Raw genomic sequence first — 15818 nt, forward strand, 5'->3', positions numbered from 1 at the left:
TTCCGCTTCGTGTCGGACCCGCGTGGCGTCTCCACCACAAGCGATCATGCTCTAGGCGAACATATCCAGAAGCGCGCCGGCCATATCGTCGGCGGTCCTGAGCACGGCGATATTGGCCGAAACGGATGCCCTCGCTTCGATCCGTTCGACCATCTCGGCCTCGAGGTTGTCGAGCGGGGCCCGGGCGGTTCGGACGGCGCTCTGCTCGAACCGGGCCACGGCCGAGGCGAGGCCTCCGGCGGCGATCGCGGCGGCGTTCATCGCGAGATCCTGAGGTTCTCGATGGCCCCGGCGATGCGATCGAAGGCGGCGCCGATGCCGGCCGCGCTATCGACCGGGAAATAGTGGTCGTCGTCGGTGGCGCAGCGGCGCAGCAGGGTCTGGGCCGAGCCGTCGACCTGGACGGCGACGGTATACACCTCGATGTTCTGGTCCTTCATATTGCCGCACATGTCCTCGACCCCTGCGGTCGGGTGGTCGAAGCGGTTGTCCATGGCGGTGCGGCGCTGGGAATTGCTGCCGCTCGTGATGCCGAGCCGGTCCTGATAGATGTAGCCCAGGCCGTTGTAGGTGCCCCGGTTGGGGTTGCTGGCGTCGCTCATGACGTTCTCGCCGTCGGTCATGATGATGATGATCTTTGTCAGGCGCTCCGTGCCATAGGCCCGGCCGTCGCCGAACGGGGCATTGGGCGACAGGGTGTGCCAGCCCCACATCGTACCGAGCGGGACGTTGGTGTTGCCGCTGGCGATCATGTTGTCGACCGCAGTGCGCAGTGCACCATATTTGTCGGTCAGCCGGATCAGGGGCTGGAGATCGCAGCCCCGGTTCGGACCCCAGTTGGTATCGAGCGTGCCCGACCGCTTGCTGGAGGTCCTGTACCTAGTGCGGTCCCGCAGGCGCAGACCCCACTCGGTCTCGCGCGCCGCGGTGTCCACAAAGGGAACAATAAGACCTTTGCGGGCGTCATCGAGATAGTCGTTGTCCTCGTAGGCGTAGTTCCGCCAGGTCCAGTCTATCGGGTAATCGCCCTCGTCGGGTTGGTCCGGGGCGAAATAGGGCACGAACATCCGGCCCTGGGTGCTCGACAGGGGGGCGGTGTCCCTGATGTCGAAGGGCGCGAGGCGGGCCTCGACACAGCCGCCCCAGGTCGTGCCGACGTTGCCGAACAGGGTGAAGCGGCCGACGGCGGCGCTGAACAGGCTGGTCGGGACGGTCGAATACTGACCGCCGCCCGTGTGGGTCGTGGCGTTCGACATGTAGCTGGGCACGGTGTTCGAGCCGCCCTGCGAGATGCGCACCGTCTGGGAGAAGGGCACCAGCGAGATCTTGATGGCGTCCGGCTCGATGGACCGGCTGTCGGCCGCTTCCAGCCGGTTGATCAGGTCGATGGCCGCAGCCTTGGTGTTGGTGAGCTTGGCACCGGACATGGATCCGGTGTTGTCGAGGACGAGGGCGACCTCGACGCGGTTGTTCGAACGCAGAACCTCGGAATGGGCGCCGACAGGGATCTGGTCGCCCGTGCCCTGGCCCACCATCGGCAGGATGATGTTGGCGACGAGGGCCGCGACATTGACCCTGGCGTCGCCGACCACGGCGCCGGTGCTGGGGTCCAGAACGAAGGTCGTTTGGGCGGTCAGCAGGGTGATGTCGTTGTAGGGCGCGAGGTTGGCGCGGAGAGAGGCCAGGCCCACGCGGGTGATATCGGTGTCGGCCGTGTACTGGGACCGGGCGGCGGCCAGGGTGGCGGCGTCCAGGGCGTCCTGCAGATTGGCCTTCACCGTCGAGGCACGGTGGATGTCGATGCCGCCGAAGGTGATCAGCAGCAGCACCGGGATCACGAAGGCCGAGATCATGGCGATATTGCCACGCGTGTCGGACGCGAAGCGGCGCGCGACATCCCGCAATCGACGGCTCCCCCGGTTCTCGGTCGTCATGGCCCACCCGTGTGCGCGGCGGCCCCGGACGGAGGACCGCAATCGACCTCGTCTAGCGCGCGACGGTTAAGGTTTCGGCTAAGGCGGACGGTTAACGGACGATCAGTCCAGCACGCAGGACGCCAGCCCTTCGTTGCGAACGACGCGGGCGTTGGCCTGGACGCTGGCGGCGCGGCGGCGGACATAGGGGCCGGGCGAACCCGCGCTGTAACGGCGCGGACTGGGCAGGATGGCGGCGATGCGGGCGGCCTCGCGCGGGGTCAGGTCGGCGGCGGACTTGCCGAACCAGTGCCGGGCGGCGGCCTCCGCGCCATAGACGCCGGGCCCCATCTCGGCGACATTCAGATAGACTTCCATGATGCGGCGCTTGGACCAGACGGTCTCGATCATCAGGGTGTAGCCGGCCTCGAGACCTTTGCGGATCCAGTCGCGACCGGGCCAGAGGAAGACGTTCTTGGCGGTCTGCTGAGAGATGGTGGAGCCGCCGCGGACCTTGCGGCCGTTCTCGTTGTTCTTCAGCGCTCTTTCGATAGCTTTCATATCGAAGCCGCCGTGGCTGCAGAACCGGGCATCCTCGGCGGCGATGGCCGAGGCGACGAGGTCGGGCGAGATCTGGTCCAGCGAACGCCAGCGATAGTCGAGCCCGTGACCGGCGACGAACTCGCGCGCCATCAGAAGGGTCAGGGGCGGGGGCGCCAGGGTGTGGACCAACACCCCGCCGATCGGCAGGGCGGCGAGGACCAGCAGGACGGTCAGGATCGGACGGCGCTTGCGCCGCCGCGGCTGTTCGTCAGTCATGATCCCTCCCGGGGCGGAGTTTTGGCCGGGAAGCGTGGCCATGCAAGGGCGAGGCCGGGGCCAGCCTATTTTACGTTCACGTCCCACAGGAAGATCACGGCGAAGGCACCGATGACGACCAGGGCCAGAATGCCGACGGCCATGCAGCCGAAGGCCATTCGCGGCGTCTCGCCTCCCGGTCGACCGTTCATCAGGAACCCCCGTTCGCGCGGACGATAGGGTGCGTCGGCGCGGGGTGTCGAGGCTCAGAGATCGGCGACGCCGGCCTGTCCGTCCTCGTCGGCCCAGGCGACGCGGGTCGCGTCGGGGCTCATGGCCAGGGCGATGATGGGCGCGCCCTTGTCGGCCTTGATGAAGTTGAGGCCCTGGCCCGCCGGATCGGCGACCCAGACGCGGCCGTCGGCCAGGCCGGCGGCGAGGCGGCTGTGCGGGTTGGCCGACGCGACGAGATTGACCAGGGTCGTATCGTCGAAGCCGATCTCGGACGCCTCGCGACCCATGGGGCCGTTGGTGCTGTCGAAGGGCCAGAGCACCGCGCCCTGGGCTCCCGAGGTCGCGAGCAGGCGGCCTTTCGCCATGAAGGCGACGGAGCGGATCTTGGACGGATAGCCGCCCATCCGCATGTTCTTCGCATCCTTCAGCCGCCAGCCGTGCAACTGGGCGTCCTGCATCACGGTGACGACAAAGGCGCCGTCCGGCGAGAAGGCCACGCCGGTGTGCGATCCGGCCCAGGCCAGCTTCGTCGGCTTCTGTTCGGCGATCCGGGCGTACCACAGCCAGGCGCCGCCGTAGGTGGACGCAGCGATCCGCCGGCCCTTGGGGTCGAAGGCGACGCCGGAGACGGTTCGCTCATGCTGGAAGTCGCAGCGGAAGCCGGCATCGGTCGCGTCGATGACGGACAGGGTCTTGCCGGCCGAGAAGGCGATCAGCCTAGTTTCCGCCGAGGCGTCGATGGAGTCGATCCACTGGCCCTTGGCGGTGGCGAGCACGCCCGCCTCGCCCTTGCGGCTCCAGATCACCCGGCCGTCGTCGCCGCCGGTCACCAGGCCGTCGCCGGACGGATGGACCACGGCGCACAGGATCGCGCCGTCATGGACCGCGTCGAAGGTCCGGTCCTCGAACCGCACGGAGCCGTCACCCAGGGCGAAGACCGCGCCGGAGGAGTCGAAATGGGCCGAGGTGACCTGGGCGTCGAAGGTGAAGGTGGGCATCAATCTATCTTCCGATCATCCCCGCGAAGGCGGGGACCCAGTTCTGTGGGCGACCGGTATCACCGGGTCCGCGTTGAAATCGATCCCGCGCACCGTGTTTCACGAAACCACTGGGTCCCGCATTGGCTGCTACGCGCCGCCCTTCGGGTCGCGGGGATGCACCGGTTGGGGCTAGGCCGCGCAGCTTTCGAAGCCGGCCCTGATCGCGGCCTCGTCGAGGTCGCGGCCGATGAAGACGGCGCGGGACCAGCGGCGTTCGGTGGCCCCCCATTCCCGCTGGAGATCGCCTTCGAGGATCATGTGGACGGCCTGGAAGACCAGACGTTTGTCCTCGCCCTCGACATTGATGATGCCCTTGGCGCGCAGAATGTCCTGACCCTTCTCGCCCAGCAGCTTGTCCAGCCAGGCGGTGAAGCGGACGCCGTTCATGGGTCGGTCGAGGCTGAGGGAGATTCCCTTGATGTCGTCGCCGTGGTCGTGGCCGCGCGGGCCATGGGCGTGCCCGTGGTCATGATGCTCGTGGCCGCAGTGCTCGTCATGGACGTGGCCGGCCTCGCCGTGGGCCGGGCCAGAAACTGAGTTGGCGAACTCGGGATTGATGTCGATGATCCGCTCGAGGTCGAAGCCGTGCAGGCCCAGGACCTGATCGAGCGGCACATTGGCGCGTTCGGCCCGGGTGATGGGGGCCAGCGGGTTCAGCTTGCGCAGCCGCTGTTCGACGGCGACCAGCTCGGCCTCGGTCGCCAGGTCGGTCTTGTTGAGGATGATGCGGTCGGCGAAGGCGACCTGTTCGCGGGCCTCCTTCGAATCGTCCAGCCTAGCCATCACGTGTTTGGCGTCGACCAGGGCGGTGACGCTGTCGAGCGTGGTCTTGGCCTTGACGTCCTCGTCGACGAAGAAGGTCTGGGCCACCGGGCCGGGGTCGGCCAGGCCGGTCGTCTCGACGATGATGGCGTCGAAGGCGGGGGCGCCCGGCTTCTGGCGCTTCATCAGGCCGGCGACGACGCGGATCAGGTCGCCGCGCACCGTGCAGCAGACGCAGCCGTTGTTCATCTCGAACACATCCTCGTCGGCGCCGACGACCAGGTCGTTGTCGATGCCGATCTCGCCGAACTCGTTGACGATGACGGCGTAACGCTTGCCGTGGTCCTCGGTCAGGATGCGGTTGAGCAGGGTGGTCTTGCCCGCGCCGAGATAGCCGGTGAGCACGGTGACGGGGATACGGGTGTCGGTCATGAGGCTCATCTAGGGGCACGAGGGCTCAAGCGAAAGGAGCGGTCTCCTCCCCATCGCGCAGCGATGGGGAGGTGGCTCGGAGCGAAGCGGAGAGACGGAGGGGATCTTCGCGCGGCAAGGCCCCCTCCGTCAGGTCGCAAGGGCTAGCCACCGCCTCCCCATGCGCAAGGGCGTGGGGAGGAGACCCCTGCAGGGTCAGCAGGTCGGGCAGTCCGGCATGACATCGGTTTCGAGCTGCAGCGTGGTGTGGCCGATGGCGAACCTTGTCTTCGCCAGGGTTTGGGCCTCGATCAGCAGGGCGCGGGGGTCGCCCCGGTCGTGAACGAGGTGGGCGGTGAGGGCCGTCGACGTCGTCGACATGTTCCAGACGTGCAGGTCGTGGACGGCCGAGACGCCGGGCAGGGCGGCGAGAGCCTCGCGCACCGCCGTGACGTCGACGGAGCGGGGGGCGGCGTCCATGGCGAGGCCGACAGAATCCTTCAGCAGGCCCCAGGTGCCCCACAGGATCACGGCGACGATGGCGATCGAGACGATCGGATCGAGGATCCACCAGCCACTGAACATGATGATCGCGCCGGAGATGACGACACCGATGGAGACGCCTGCATCAGCCATCATGTGCAGGTAGGCGCCCCGGGCGTTGAGGTCGCTGTGCTGGTCGCGCATGAACATCAGGGCGGTACCCAGATTGATGATGAAGCCGATGCCGGCGACGATCATGATGACGCCCGACTGGACCGGGGCGGGGTCGGTCAGGCGCTGGACCGCTTCGAAGGCGATGGCTCCGCAGGCGAAGATGAGCAGAAGTGCATTGGCCAGTGCGGCGAGGATGGTCGCCTTGCCGAAGCCGTAGGTCAGCTGTTTGCCCGCCGCACGACGGGCGAGGACGGCCGCGCCGCCGGCCATGGCGAGACCGAGCACGTCGGACAGGTTGTGACCGGCGTCGGCGAGCAGGGCGGTCGAGCCCGAATAGATACCGGCCCCGAACTCGCAGGCGACGAAGGCGAGGTTGACGAGCAGGCCGACGAGGTAGCGCCAGTCGCCGGTGTCGACCGGGCCGTGGGCGTGGCCCGCATGGCCGCCTGCGCCATGCGAATGACCATGGGCGTGGTCATGATCGTCGTGAGCGTGATCGTGTGCGGTCATTGTTCCAGCCTAGTGCTGGTGTGTCACGATGACCAACCCGATCGCGATCAGGGCGAGGCCGAGGATGGCGCCCTCGTAGCGCGCCCACCGTTCCAGTCTGAGCACGGAGGCACCGGCGCGGGCCAGGGCCGTGAAAGTCGCCATGCCCAGAATGGTGCCGAGCGCGAAGGCGAGGGTCAGCAGGGCCAGGGCTCCGACGCCTTCCTGGGCGGACGACATATAGATGGGCAGCAGCACCTCGCCGGGCGACAGGGCCATGACAGCGACCAGGCCCCAGAAGGCGGCGGAGTGCGACACCGTGGGCTCGGCGAGGTCGAGGGCGGGGCCGCCGGCCATCACCGGCCGCCGGATCGCCGACTTGATCAGATAAAAGCCGCCGAAGGCGAAGAGCAGGACCGCCGACAGGTGGGGCAGAAATCCCGCCACCAGTCCGTCCAGCGCAAGGCCGGCGGCGACGATCAGGCTGCCGACGACTGCGGTGCTGGCGATGTGGGCCAGGCCGGCGGCGCTGACGGCCAGCAGGTTCTTCGTCAGGCTCCAGCGCTGTGCGCGGCCGACGAGCACGAACGGCAGCCAGTGCGTCGGCAGGGCCGCGTGCAGGAAGGCCGCGGCGAACCCGCCGGCGACGAGAGAAAAGAGGACCGGCTGTTCAAAGGCGGGGGGCGACATTGACCCGATATAGCGTGTTACTTTATAACGGTCGAGAGGTTTTTCCGCGTCCCTTTCCCGGTGGGAGAGGGACCCCAATCAACGATAAAGACTGCCCCGATCCATCGGAATGCCGCTCGGGCCCGCGCGGCGGCGCTGGGCGACCGTCTGGTAGACGAGGATCGAGCCGCGCTCGAAGCCCTTGGCGCACATGGCGAAGAAGATGAGCCAGAGGCGGGTGCGTTCCTCGCCGACCATGGCGACGGCCTCGTCGCGGCGGGCCATGAGGCGGCGCGACCATTCGGCGGTGGTGGCCTGGAAATGCTCGCGCAGGTCCTCGACGTCCAGAACCTCGAAACCCAGCCGGCCCATGTTGGTGACCGTCATGCCGATGGTGTCCAGCTCTCCGCCCGGGAAGATGAAGCGGCCGATGGTCCGGGTGGCGTTGGTCTGGGGCGTAATGTTGCCGGCGACGCGGCCTCCACGACGCACGGAGGCCTGGTGGAAATAGAGGCCGCCGGGCTTCAGCAGCCGGCGCATCTCCAGGAAGTGGCGGTCGTGGTTGGCGAAGCCGACGTGTTCGAACATCTCGACCTGACTGACGGCGTCGAACTGCTCGGTCATCTCCAGGTCGCGGTAGTCCTTGAGTTCGAGCGTGATTCTGTCCTGGAGGCCGAGGCGGGCGATCTTCGCATTGGCGAAGGCGAGCTGTTCTTCCGACAGGGTCACGCCGTGGACGGTGACGCCATAATGCCGGGCCGCCCAGCACGACAGGCCGCCCCAGCCGCAGCCGACATCGAGCAGTTTCTGGCCCGGCTTGAGGCGGAGCTTGCGGCAGATGAGGTCCAGCTTGCGGGTCTGAGCGTCCTCCAGCGACTGGTCCGCGTCGGCGTAACAGGCGCTGGAATAGACCATCTCCGGATCCAGGAAGAGGCCGTAGAAGTCGTTGCCGACATCGTAGTGGAAGGAGATGAAGTCCTTGTCCTTGCGGGCGGACTTATCCCGACGCTGGCCGGCCTCGCCGGTGGGGTCGTAGGCGGCGTCGCCGACGGTGCGGGTGGAGCCGTCGAGCAGGAAGGGAATCAGTTCGCGCGCGATCAGTCCCTTGTTCACGCGCTTGGGCAGGTGGACGGCGCGGCCGTGGTCCCAGCGGTCGGCGGCCTCCAGCGGCGAGCCGCCCTCGATACGGACATCGCCGGTGGCGTAGAGCTCGAACAGGGTCATCAGGCCGGGTTTCAGCACCAGGCGGCGCACGGCGGACGGGTCGGCCAGGACGATGCGGATGTCGTCGCGGGCGTTCGGACCCAGGGGGATGACTTCGCCGGTCCAGAGCTGAAGCGACAGGTCGGCCTGCAACTGCTCTGCGATATGCGAGGCGATGCAGCGGGCGGCGGTGACCCGGCGGTCGATGGTCTGGGTCATGGTGTCTTCTCTCCTCCAACCTGCGTGCGCCCCGGCGCAATCCGGGGTCCAGTTGGCGGACACCGACGGCTGCAGATCACAGAGGGCTTTAATCCCGGCATCCCGCGTGTGATCTGGACCGCGGCCTTCGCCGGGGTGCACGGTAGAAGAATAAGGGTCAAGCCCAGCGCGGACGCCAATAAGAGGCTGACCAGCGCCTTTCACGTTGACTCCGAGGGGCCGGTCCGTATATGTCGCCGCTCTTCGCCCGCGGGGTCTACCCGGCGGGCGCATCCTTTTTTGCGTTACGCTGAGGCTCCAACATGTACGCGGTGATCAAGACCGGCGGCAAGCAGTACCGGGTTCAACCGGGCGACACGATCGTCGTCGAGAAACTCGATGGCGATGCCGGCCAGGAACTGAAGTTCGACAGCGTCCTGATGCTGGGTGGCGACAAGGGCGTGACCCTGGGCGCGCCGTTGATCGACGGCGCCTTCGTCGGCGCGACCCTGATCGAGACCCGCAAGGGTGAGAAGGTCAAGATCTTCAAGAAGACCCGTCGTCAGGGCTACCGCCGCACCAACGGCCACCGCCAGATGGAATCGGTCCTGCGCATCACCGGCATCGACGGCGCCGGCGAAGTCTCCAAGTGGGACGGCAAGATCGACCTGATGACCAAGGCCGAGATCAACCTGCGCGCCCGTGGCCTGGCCAAGCGCGAAGCGACGTCGGACCTGGGTTCGACCGAGACGGTTGTGACCTCGTCCAAGGGTGGCGAAGTGCAGGCCGCCGTGGTCGAGAGCTCGGCTCCCGCCAAGAAGGCTCCCGCCAAGAAGGCCGCCGCCAAGACCGAAACCGCCGCTTCGACCGACGAAGCCTAAACAAGACGCGCGCCAGCAGGCCCAACGGCCGTTAGCGCAACGAAAAGAGAGTTCAGATGGCTCACAAAAAATCCGGTGGTTCGTCGCGCAACGGTCGCGACTCCCAATCAAAACGCCTCGGCGTGAAGAAGTTCGGCGGCGAGCGCGTTCTGGCCGGCAACATCATCGTGCGCCAACGCGGCACCACCTTCCACCCGGGTGACAACGTTGGCCTAGGCCGCGACCACACCCTGTTCGCCACGGAACATGGCGCGGTGAAGTTCACCAAGAAAGCGAACGGCCGTTGTTACGTGTCGATCATTCCGGCGAACGACGGCGCCCAAGTGGCGCTCGCCGCCGAGTAACGCAGAACCGGATGTCGGATCGCGTTGCTCCTTAAAAAGCAGCCGATCCGGACCAGGGAAATTTTCCGCGGGGAGTCTGGATCACAGGCTCCCCGTTTGCGTTCCCGCATCGAAGTCCGCCCGAGCCCTCCAAGGAGGCGGACCGCATACCGAGGCTGGAAACATGTGCGTCATCGAAACCTCTCCGGTCGTTGAGACCCGGCGTCTGGTGCTGCGCGCGCCCGCGCCCCAGGACGTGCCCGCGATCGCCCGCCTGGCCAACGACCATGACATCGCCCGCATGACCAAGCGGATGCCTCACCCTTTCGGACAGGGCGATGCGCAGGACTTCGTTATCGCTGTCGCGGCCCAGAACCCGGCCAGGGCCATGACCTTCCTGATCGAACATGAGGACCACGGTCCCGTCGGCGTCATCGGCCTGTTCGAAGACGAGGATCGGGTTCCGGAGACCGGCTACTGGATCGGGCGGGAGTTCTGGGGCCGCGGCCTGGCGACCGAGGCGCTGGAAGGCGCCCTGGTCTGGGCCTCTAAGCGCTGGAAGCGCCGGGCGCTGGTGGCGGGGCATTTCGCGGACAACCCGGCGTCCGGTCGCGTGCTGGAGAAGGCGGGCTTCCTCTACACCGGCGAGACGCGGCGGGCGTTCAGTCGCGCGCGAAAGGCGGACATCGACACGCGCATGATGGTGTGGCTGGCTTGATCTGAATCCTCCCCCGATGGGGGAGGTGGCGCGGCGCGCCTTCGCGCCGTGACGGAGGGGGCTAACCGCAGACCCAGTTTCCGGGGTCGGCTCCCTCCACCGCTACGCGGTCCCCCTCCCCTGATGGGTGAGGATCTAGCCCGCCAGGCTCGGACCGAACGCCACAACGGCCGCGACGACGCCGCCGATCACGGCCGCACAGGCGCCGGCCACGAAGGCGAAGGCCGTGCGGGTCTGGCGGCGGCGCATGCCGCCGGTGCGGACCGAGCGGATGATGACGAACGGCGACCGGTCGAAGGCTTCCGAGCCGATGATATTATGCTGGGACATGGAGACGCTCCCCGAACTGAAGACCGGTCCGTGGTGGACCGGGATCGACGAAGGCGGGGCCGGTGCGTCTGAAAGATGGCGAACGACGTTCAGGCGCGAACCTGTGATCGAATGACCGTGGTTATCCGCAGAAGACCAGTCGACCCGACCAGGCGCGGTAGTAGCCGCTGACCGGGTCGTAGGAGCGATAGCGCGAGGCGCAGTAGGCCGACCGCCCCGAATCGCGACCGTTCGAGTATCCGGCACCGTAATAGTTCTGGACCTGACCGCCGTAACCCGAGCCGGGATAGACCTGATCCGGGCGACCATAGGCGCCGTAGTATTGGGTTCCCTGATTGTAGGGCTGATAGACGTAGCCCCCGCCGTCGTGCTCGCGGCCATAGCGGCTGTAGCGAGGGTTCGAGCTGTAGGACCTGTAAGGCCGCTGGTCGCGCCAGCGGGCGTCGCAGTCTTCGCGAGCCCGGTCCCAATAGGCGTCGCAGCGATAGTCGCCGGGCCGATCCTGCTGGCCGTTGTAGTCGTTTCCGTAGCGGCCGTAGCTCGACCAGGTCCGGGCCTGGTCCGGGTAGCCCCAGTTCTGTGCGGCTACGGGGGCCGCAGCCGGAAGAGCGACCGAGGCGGTCAGGAGGGCGGCGGCTAGGGCTGCGGCTTTCATGGTCAACGCCTCGGCTTGTGCGGGATCGGCCCGCCAGTGGATCGGGGGTAAGCCTTTTACAGGGTGACGTTTGCGGTCGCGCCGGCGCGGGTGACGACGTGGCGCATCAGGACGATACGGTCGCCGCCGGCGCTGACCGGGGTGATCAGGAACCAGCCGCCGTCTGGCAGGCCGTCGAAGCGGAAGCGGCCGTTCTCGCAGGTCGTCGAGCGGACGTAGGAGCGGTAGTCGGCGTTGGGGTCCGGCACGGTGCGGGCGCGGATCACGGCCTCCGGCACCGCAGCCTGATCGGTCGAACCGTACAGGGTCTGGAACCGGGCGCGGGTATAGGGGGTGTCGGGCGTCAGGGCGACCGAGCCCGTGCAGGCGAAGTTCTGGCCATCGCGACCGTAGGCGACGCGGCCGTCGATGCCAGCCGTGCCGGTCCGGACCGACCAGCCGAAATCCGTGGCGTTGAAGGCGGCGGACGGCGAGGGGCCATAGCCGCTGGGGCCGGGGACCGGCGCACAGGCGGCCAGGGTCGAGGCGAACGCAGCGGTGGCGGCGAGGATGGAAACGAGGCGCATGGACATCGGAACTCTCTCTGTCAGGCATGCGGAATCGCCTGACGGGCGAAGCCACTTGACGCCTAACGCAGGCGTAAGGTCAAGGTTGCGGGACCTGACGCCGGGCGCCACAAGTCCGGGATAACAGAGCGGCCGGCCGGTTCGGACCTCGCCGCCAAGCTGGTCTACAGGGACCCCATGACAGTCGTATTTGCAGACATCCAGGCGGCACAGGCGCGCATCGCCGGCCAGGTCGATCGCACCCCCGTTCGCCATTCCCGGCGCCTGTCGCAACTGACCGGGGCCGAGGTGTGGGTGAAGTACGACAATCTCCACTTCACCGGCAGCTTCAAGGAGCGCGGGGCGCTGAACCGGCTGCTGTCGCTGACGCCGGACGAGATGAAGCGGGGCGTGGTGGCGGCTTCGGCCGGAAACCATGCCCAGGCCCTGGCCTATCATGGCGGACGGCTGGGCGTGCCGGTGACCATAGTCATGCCGGAGGGCACGCCCTTCACCAAGATCGACGGCACGCGCAGTCACGGGGCGACCGTGGTCATCAAGGGCGCGGACTTTACCGGCTCGACCGAGGAGGCGCATCGTCTGAGAGACGAGGAAGGGTTCGTCTTCATCTCCGCCTTCGACGACGCGGGCATCGTCGCGGGGCAGGGCGTCTGCGCCATCGAGTTTCTCGAGGACGCGCCGGACCTCGACGCCCTGATCATTCCCATCGGCGGCGGCGGGCTGATCGCCGGGTGTTCGATCGCGGCCAGGGCGATTAAGCCGGACATCCGAATCTTCGGCGTCGAGGCGGCCATGTATCCGTCGTTCAGCGCACGTAGGAAGGGCGAGACGCCGAAATGCGGCGGGGCGACGATCGCCGAGGGCATCGCGATCAAGGCCGTCGGCGACATTCCGTTCGCGCTCGCCGATCCGCTGGTCGAGGACGTGCTGGTCGTCGACGAGGAGGATTTCGAAAAGGCGGTGGCCCTGTTCGCGACCCTCGAAAAGACGGTAGCCGAGGGCGCCGGCGCCGGCGGTCTGGCGGCCCTGTTGCGCTATCCGGAAAAGTTCAAGGGGATGAAGGTCGGGCTGGTCCTGTGCGGCGGCAATATCGACCCGCGGATGCTGGCCGTGGTGCTGAACCGCGAGATGGTCCGTGAACGGAGGCTTATCGTTTACCGGATCCTGGGCGACGACCGGCCGGGCATGCTGTCGGCCATGGCGGCAGTGATCGGGGGCCTCGGCGGCAACATCATCGACGTGGTCCACAACCGGCTGGCGCTGGACGTCCCGGCCAAGGGGGCGGAGTTCGACATCATGGTCGAAACGCGCGATAGCGCCCACTCCGACGCGATCGGACAGGCTTTGAAGGACCAGGGATATGCGCTTCGGATGGGTTAGCATCGCCGTCATCGGCAGTCTCGCCCTGGCGGGCTGCACCCGTGATGCAGCGGGCGGCGCTGATCTTGAAGCCAATGCCCGGGCGGCGGCCTTCTTCATGGAGACCAACGCCAAGGCCGACGGGATCGAAACCCTGCCGAGCGGCCTGCAGTACAAGGTGGTTCAGTCGGGTCCGTCGGGCGCCGCGACGCCGGACCGCAACGACCTCGTGCGGGTGGACTACGAGGGCGCCCTGACCGACGGGTCGGTGTTCGACAGCTCCTTCTCGCGCGGCCAGCCCTATGTGACGACGGCGGAGCAGGTCGTGCCCGGCTGGACAGAGGCCCTGCAGCGGATGAAGGTCGGCGACGAGTGGATGCTCTATGTGCCGCCGGCGCTGGGCTATGGTGAGCGCGGCCAGGGGGCGGACATTCCGCCGAACTCGGTGCTGGTGTTCCGGATCAAGCTGCTGGACGTGGCGCCCGTGCCGGGCGGGGGACGCGGGACGGGGCTGGCGACGGGGTAGAACGCAGGTTTTTCCCTCCCCTTCGGGGAGGGGCGTCGCGTAGCGACGGGGTGGGAACGGCCCGAAATCCGGATTCATACGGTGATTGGCTCGCCTTGCCGCGCCCACCCGGTCTCCGCTTCGCTCCGACAACCCTCCCCCGAGGGGGAGGGAGAGGCCATGCGCCACTCCGCCAACACGCTCTCATCCTCTTCGCCGGCAAGTCTCGCATCGTGCGCGCCTGCGAACGCATCCGCCTCCATCAACCGCGACAGCGCCCAAACAGCCGCTCCGCGCACCAGTGGTGACCCATCGTCCAGCAGCCGCGTCGCGACCTCGATCAACGCCGCATCCCCGCTGTTGCCGATCGCATAGAGGACGTTGCGCACGAAACGGTCGCGGCCGATGCGCTTGATCGGGCTCTTCGAGAACAGGATGCGGAACGTCGGGTCGTCGAGCGCGGCGAGGTCGGCGAGGCGTGGGCTGACCGAGATTTCGCGCGCAGCCAGCCGCGTTTCGCGCGAGGCGACCGCGAACTTGTTCCAAGGACAGACCGCCAGACAGTCGTCACAGCCGTAGATGCGAGAACCGGTCAGGGCGCGGAACTCCACGGGCCAGGGTCCGGCGTGTTCGATGGTCAGGTAGGACAGGCAGCGCCTCGCATCGAGCTGGAACGGCGCGGGGAAGGCCTTGGTCGGGCAGGCGTCGAGACAGGCGGTGCAGGAACCGCAGTGTTCAGTCTCGGCCGCGTCGGGCTCGATTTCGGCGGCGCAGAGGATTACGCCGAGGAACAGCCAGCTTCCGTGCTCGCGGCTCAGGAGGTTGGTGTGTTTGCCCTGCCAGCCGAGGCCGGCGCGCTGGGCCAGGGGCTTTTCCATCAGGGGGGCGGTATCGACGAAGACCTTCACTTCGGCATTGAGGCGCGAGGCGAGCTGGCCGGCGAGGGTTTTCAACCGGCCCTTGATGACCTCGTGATAGTCGTCGCCGCGGGCGTAGACCGAAATATAGCCGGCGCTGCTGTCTTCCATTTCGGGCAGGGGATCATGTTCGGGCCCGTAGTTCATGCCGAGCACGATGGCGGTGCGGGCGGCGTCCCACATGGCCGTCGGGTGGGCGCGGCGCTCGAGGGTGGTCTCCATCCAGCCCATCTCGCCGTGTCGCCCGGCCTCGACGAAATGCTGAAGCCGTTCGCCGGCGGACCAGGGCTCCGATGCCGACGCGAACCGGCACACGTCGAACCCGAGTTCGGCGGCCTTGGCGCGGAGGGTGTCGCGGAGGTCGGACATCCGTGAGCCTTACTCAATCCTCCCCCACGGGGGGAGGGGGACCACGAAGTGGTGGAGGGGGGGCGGCTCCAAACACCGCGTGTGAGGTCAGCCCCGTCCGTCACGTCGCGAAGGCGCGCCACCTTCCCCTAGGGGCGAGGATTAAAAATCCAGATCCGCGTACTGCGCCGCCGGGGCCAGGCCCTGGAACCGGTCCGCGAGCAGGGGCCGGAAGCAGGGGCGGGATTTGATCTTCATGTACCAGGTCTTGAGCGCCGGCCAGTGGGCCCAGGACACCTCGCCGAAATAGTCGAGGGTCGACAGATGGGCGGCAGCGACGATGTCGGCCTGGGACAGGCGGCGCCCGGCCAGCCAGTCGCGTCGGGCCAGCAGGGCGTCGAAGATGGCCAGGTGGTGCTTCAGGGCCTCGCGACCCTCGCGCAGCATCCGCGCCTCTGGCGGGCCGAGGCGCAGCAGGGGCTTCTCCATCCGCTCGTGCAGCAGGACGGCGTTGACCTCGTCGGTGAAGCGGCGGTCGAACCAGGCGGTCAGCCGACGCGTCTCCGCGCGCTCGGCGGCGTCGGCAGGCATCAGTAGCGGCGTCTTCTGCGCATCCTCGATCCAGCCGAGGATGGCGGGCGCCTCGCACAGGGTCAGGCCCTCGACCTGAAGCACGGGCGGCATGCCGGAGGGGTTCAGGTCGCCGAGGGGGCAGTCCGCCTCCCAGGGGCGGACGAGAACCTCGGTCCATTCGATGCGTGCTTCGCCCAGGGCCAGACGCGCAGTGCGGCTGCCGGGATCGAAGGGGAAATGGAACAGGACGTTCGCCGACATCGGCCTGT

General features: G+C 67.7%; 19 protein-coding genes. 5 read left to right on the plus strand and 14 right to left on the minus strand.

Annotated features, from left to right (window positions below; genetic code table 11):
* Nucleotides 1-51: 51 nt before the first annotated feature.
* The 9 genes from ACP7AZ_RS06850 to ACP7AZ_RS06890 all read right to left on the minus strand — a co-directional run bounded on the left by ACP7AZ_RS06850 (nt 52) and on the right by ACP7AZ_RS06890 (nt 8395).
* Entirely contained in the window at nt 52-261 is a 210-nt protein-coding gene (locus tag ACP7AZ_RS06850) for a flagellar hook protein FlgE (protein ID WP_426037355.1), read from the minus strand.
* Nucleotides 258-1934: a pilus assembly protein TadG-related protein gene (locus ACP7AZ_RS06855; RefSeq protein WP_426037357.1), complete on the minus strand. Its 1677-nt coding sequence runs from the start codon at nt 1932-1934 to the stop codon at nt 258-260. The genes ACP7AZ_RS06850 and ACP7AZ_RS06855 overlap by 4 nt, the downstream gene beginning before the upstream one ends.
* A gap of 102 nt (nt 1935-2036) precedes the next feature.
* Nucleotides 2037-2732: a monofunctional biosynthetic peptidoglycan transglycosylase gene (mtgA, locus tag ACP7AZ_RS06860; RefSeq protein WP_426037359.1), complete on the minus strand. Its 696-nt coding sequence runs from the start codon at nt 2730-2732 to the stop codon at nt 2037-2039.
* Nucleotides 2733-2797: 65 nt separating this feature from the next.
* Nucleotides 2798-2923 (minus strand): hypothetical protein, encoded by a 126-nt coding sequence (locus ACP7AZ_RS06865; RefSeq protein WP_426037361.1) that lies wholly within the window; start codon nt 2921-2923, stop codon nt 2798-2800.
* A gap of 54 nt (nt 2924-2977) precedes the next feature.
* On the minus strand, nt 2978-3943 hold the full coding sequence (locus ACP7AZ_RS06870) for a WD40 repeat domain-containing protein (protein ID WP_426037363.1): 966 nt from the start codon (nt 3941-3943) through the stop codon (nt 2978-2980).
* Nucleotides 3944-4114: 171 nt separating this feature from the next.
* Complete coding sequence (locus ACP7AZ_RS06875; protein ID WP_426037365.1) at nt 4115-5179, minus strand: CobW family GTP-binding protein; 1065 nt, start codon at nt 5177-5179, stop codon at nt 4115-4117.
* Between the two features lie 195 nt (nt 5180-5374).
* Nucleotides 5375-6325: a cation diffusion facilitator family transporter gene (locus ACP7AZ_RS06880; protein ID WP_426037367.1), complete on the minus strand. Its 951-nt coding sequence runs from the start codon at nt 6323-6325 to the stop codon at nt 5375-5377.
* A 9-nt stretch (nt 6326-6334) separates the two neighbouring features.
* Nucleotides 6335-6994, minus strand: a complete 660-nt coding sequence (locus tag ACP7AZ_RS06885) for a hypothetical protein (protein ID WP_426037369.1) — start codon at nt 6992-6994, stop codon at nt 6335-6337.
* Between the two features lie 78 nt (nt 6995-7072).
* Nucleotides 7073-8395: a class I SAM-dependent methyltransferase gene (locus tag ACP7AZ_RS06890; protein WP_426037371.1), complete on the minus strand. Its 1323-nt coding sequence runs from the start codon at nt 8393-8395 to the stop codon at nt 7073-7075.
* Between the two features lie 302 nt (nt 8396-8697).
* Between ACP7AZ_RS06890 and rplU the strand changes: the two genes are divergently transcribed.
* From rplU to ACP7AZ_RS06905, 3 genes are all read left to right on the plus strand, one after another.
* A complete protein-coding gene (rplU, locus tag ACP7AZ_RS06895) occupies nt 8698-9255 on the plus strand; it encodes a 50S ribosomal protein L21 (RefSeq protein ID WP_426037372.1) in 558 nt (185 codons plus the stop codon).
* 56 nt (nt 9256-9311) lie between these two features.
* Entirely contained in the window at nt 9312-9599 is a 288-nt protein-coding gene (gene rpmA, locus ACP7AZ_RS06900; RefSeq protein ID WP_426037374.1) for a 50S ribosomal protein L27, read from the plus strand.
* 163 nt (nt 9600-9762) lie between these two features.
* Nucleotides 9763-10296, plus strand: coding sequence for a GNAT family N-acetyltransferase (locus tag ACP7AZ_RS06905; protein ID WP_425988514.1), 534 nt, complete (start codon nt 9763-9765; stop codon nt 10294-10296).
* A gap of 135 nt (nt 10297-10431) precedes the next feature.
* Here ACP7AZ_RS06905 and ACP7AZ_RS06910 read toward each other — a convergent pair whose 3' ends face one another.
* The 3 genes from ACP7AZ_RS06910 to ACP7AZ_RS06920 form a co-directional block, all read right to left on the minus strand.
* Entirely contained in the window at nt 10432-10626 is a 195-nt protein-coding gene (locus ACP7AZ_RS06910) for a hypothetical protein (RefSeq protein WP_303694067.1), read from the minus strand.
* A 121-nt stretch (nt 10627-10747) separates the two neighbouring features.
* Nucleotides 10748-11281: a BA14K family protein gene (locus tag ACP7AZ_RS06915; RefSeq protein WP_426037377.1), complete on the minus strand. Its 534-nt coding sequence runs from the start codon at nt 11279-11281 to the stop codon at nt 10748-10750.
* Between the two features lie 56 nt (nt 11282-11337).
* Nucleotides 11338-11853 (minus strand): hypothetical protein, encoded by a 516-nt coding sequence (locus ACP7AZ_RS06920; protein WP_426037379.1) that lies wholly within the window; start codon nt 11851-11853, stop codon nt 11338-11340.
* 171 nt (nt 11854-12024) lie between these two features.
* Between ACP7AZ_RS06920 and ACP7AZ_RS06925 the strand changes: the two genes are divergently transcribed.
* Both ACP7AZ_RS06925 and ACP7AZ_RS06930 read left to right on the plus strand, forming a co-directional pair.
* A complete protein-coding gene (locus ACP7AZ_RS06925) occupies nt 12025-13227 on the plus strand; it encodes a threonine ammonia-lyase (protein WP_426037381.1) in 1203 nt (400 codons plus the stop codon).
* Nucleotides 13208-13732, plus strand: coding sequence for an FKBP-type peptidyl-prolyl cis-trans isomerase (locus tag ACP7AZ_RS06930; protein ID WP_426037383.1), 525 nt, complete (start codon nt 13208-13210; stop codon nt 13730-13732). The genes ACP7AZ_RS06925 and ACP7AZ_RS06930 overlap by 20 nt, the downstream gene beginning before the upstream one ends.
* A gap of 74 nt (nt 13733-13806) precedes the next feature.
* Here the strand turns inward: ACP7AZ_RS06930 and queG are convergent, their stop codons facing one another.
* Nucleotides 13807-14997, minus strand: coding sequence for a tRNA epoxyqueuosine(34) reductase QueG (gene queG / locus ACP7AZ_RS06935; protein WP_426037385.1), 1191 nt, complete (start codon nt 14995-14997; stop codon nt 13807-13809).
* A gap of 141 nt (nt 14998-15138) precedes the next feature.
* Nucleotides 15139-15810: a glutathione S-transferase family protein gene (locus ACP7AZ_RS06940; protein ID WP_426037387.1), complete on the minus strand. Its 672-nt coding sequence runs from the start codon at nt 15808-15810 to the stop codon at nt 15139-15141.
* Between the last annotated feature and the right edge of the window lie 8 nt (nt 15811-15818).

Source organism: Brevundimonas sp. DC300-4 (assembly GCF_049897365.1).
Taxonomy (GTDB): Bacteria; Pseudomonadota; Alphaproteobacteria; order Caulobacterales; family Caulobacteraceae; genus Brevundimonas.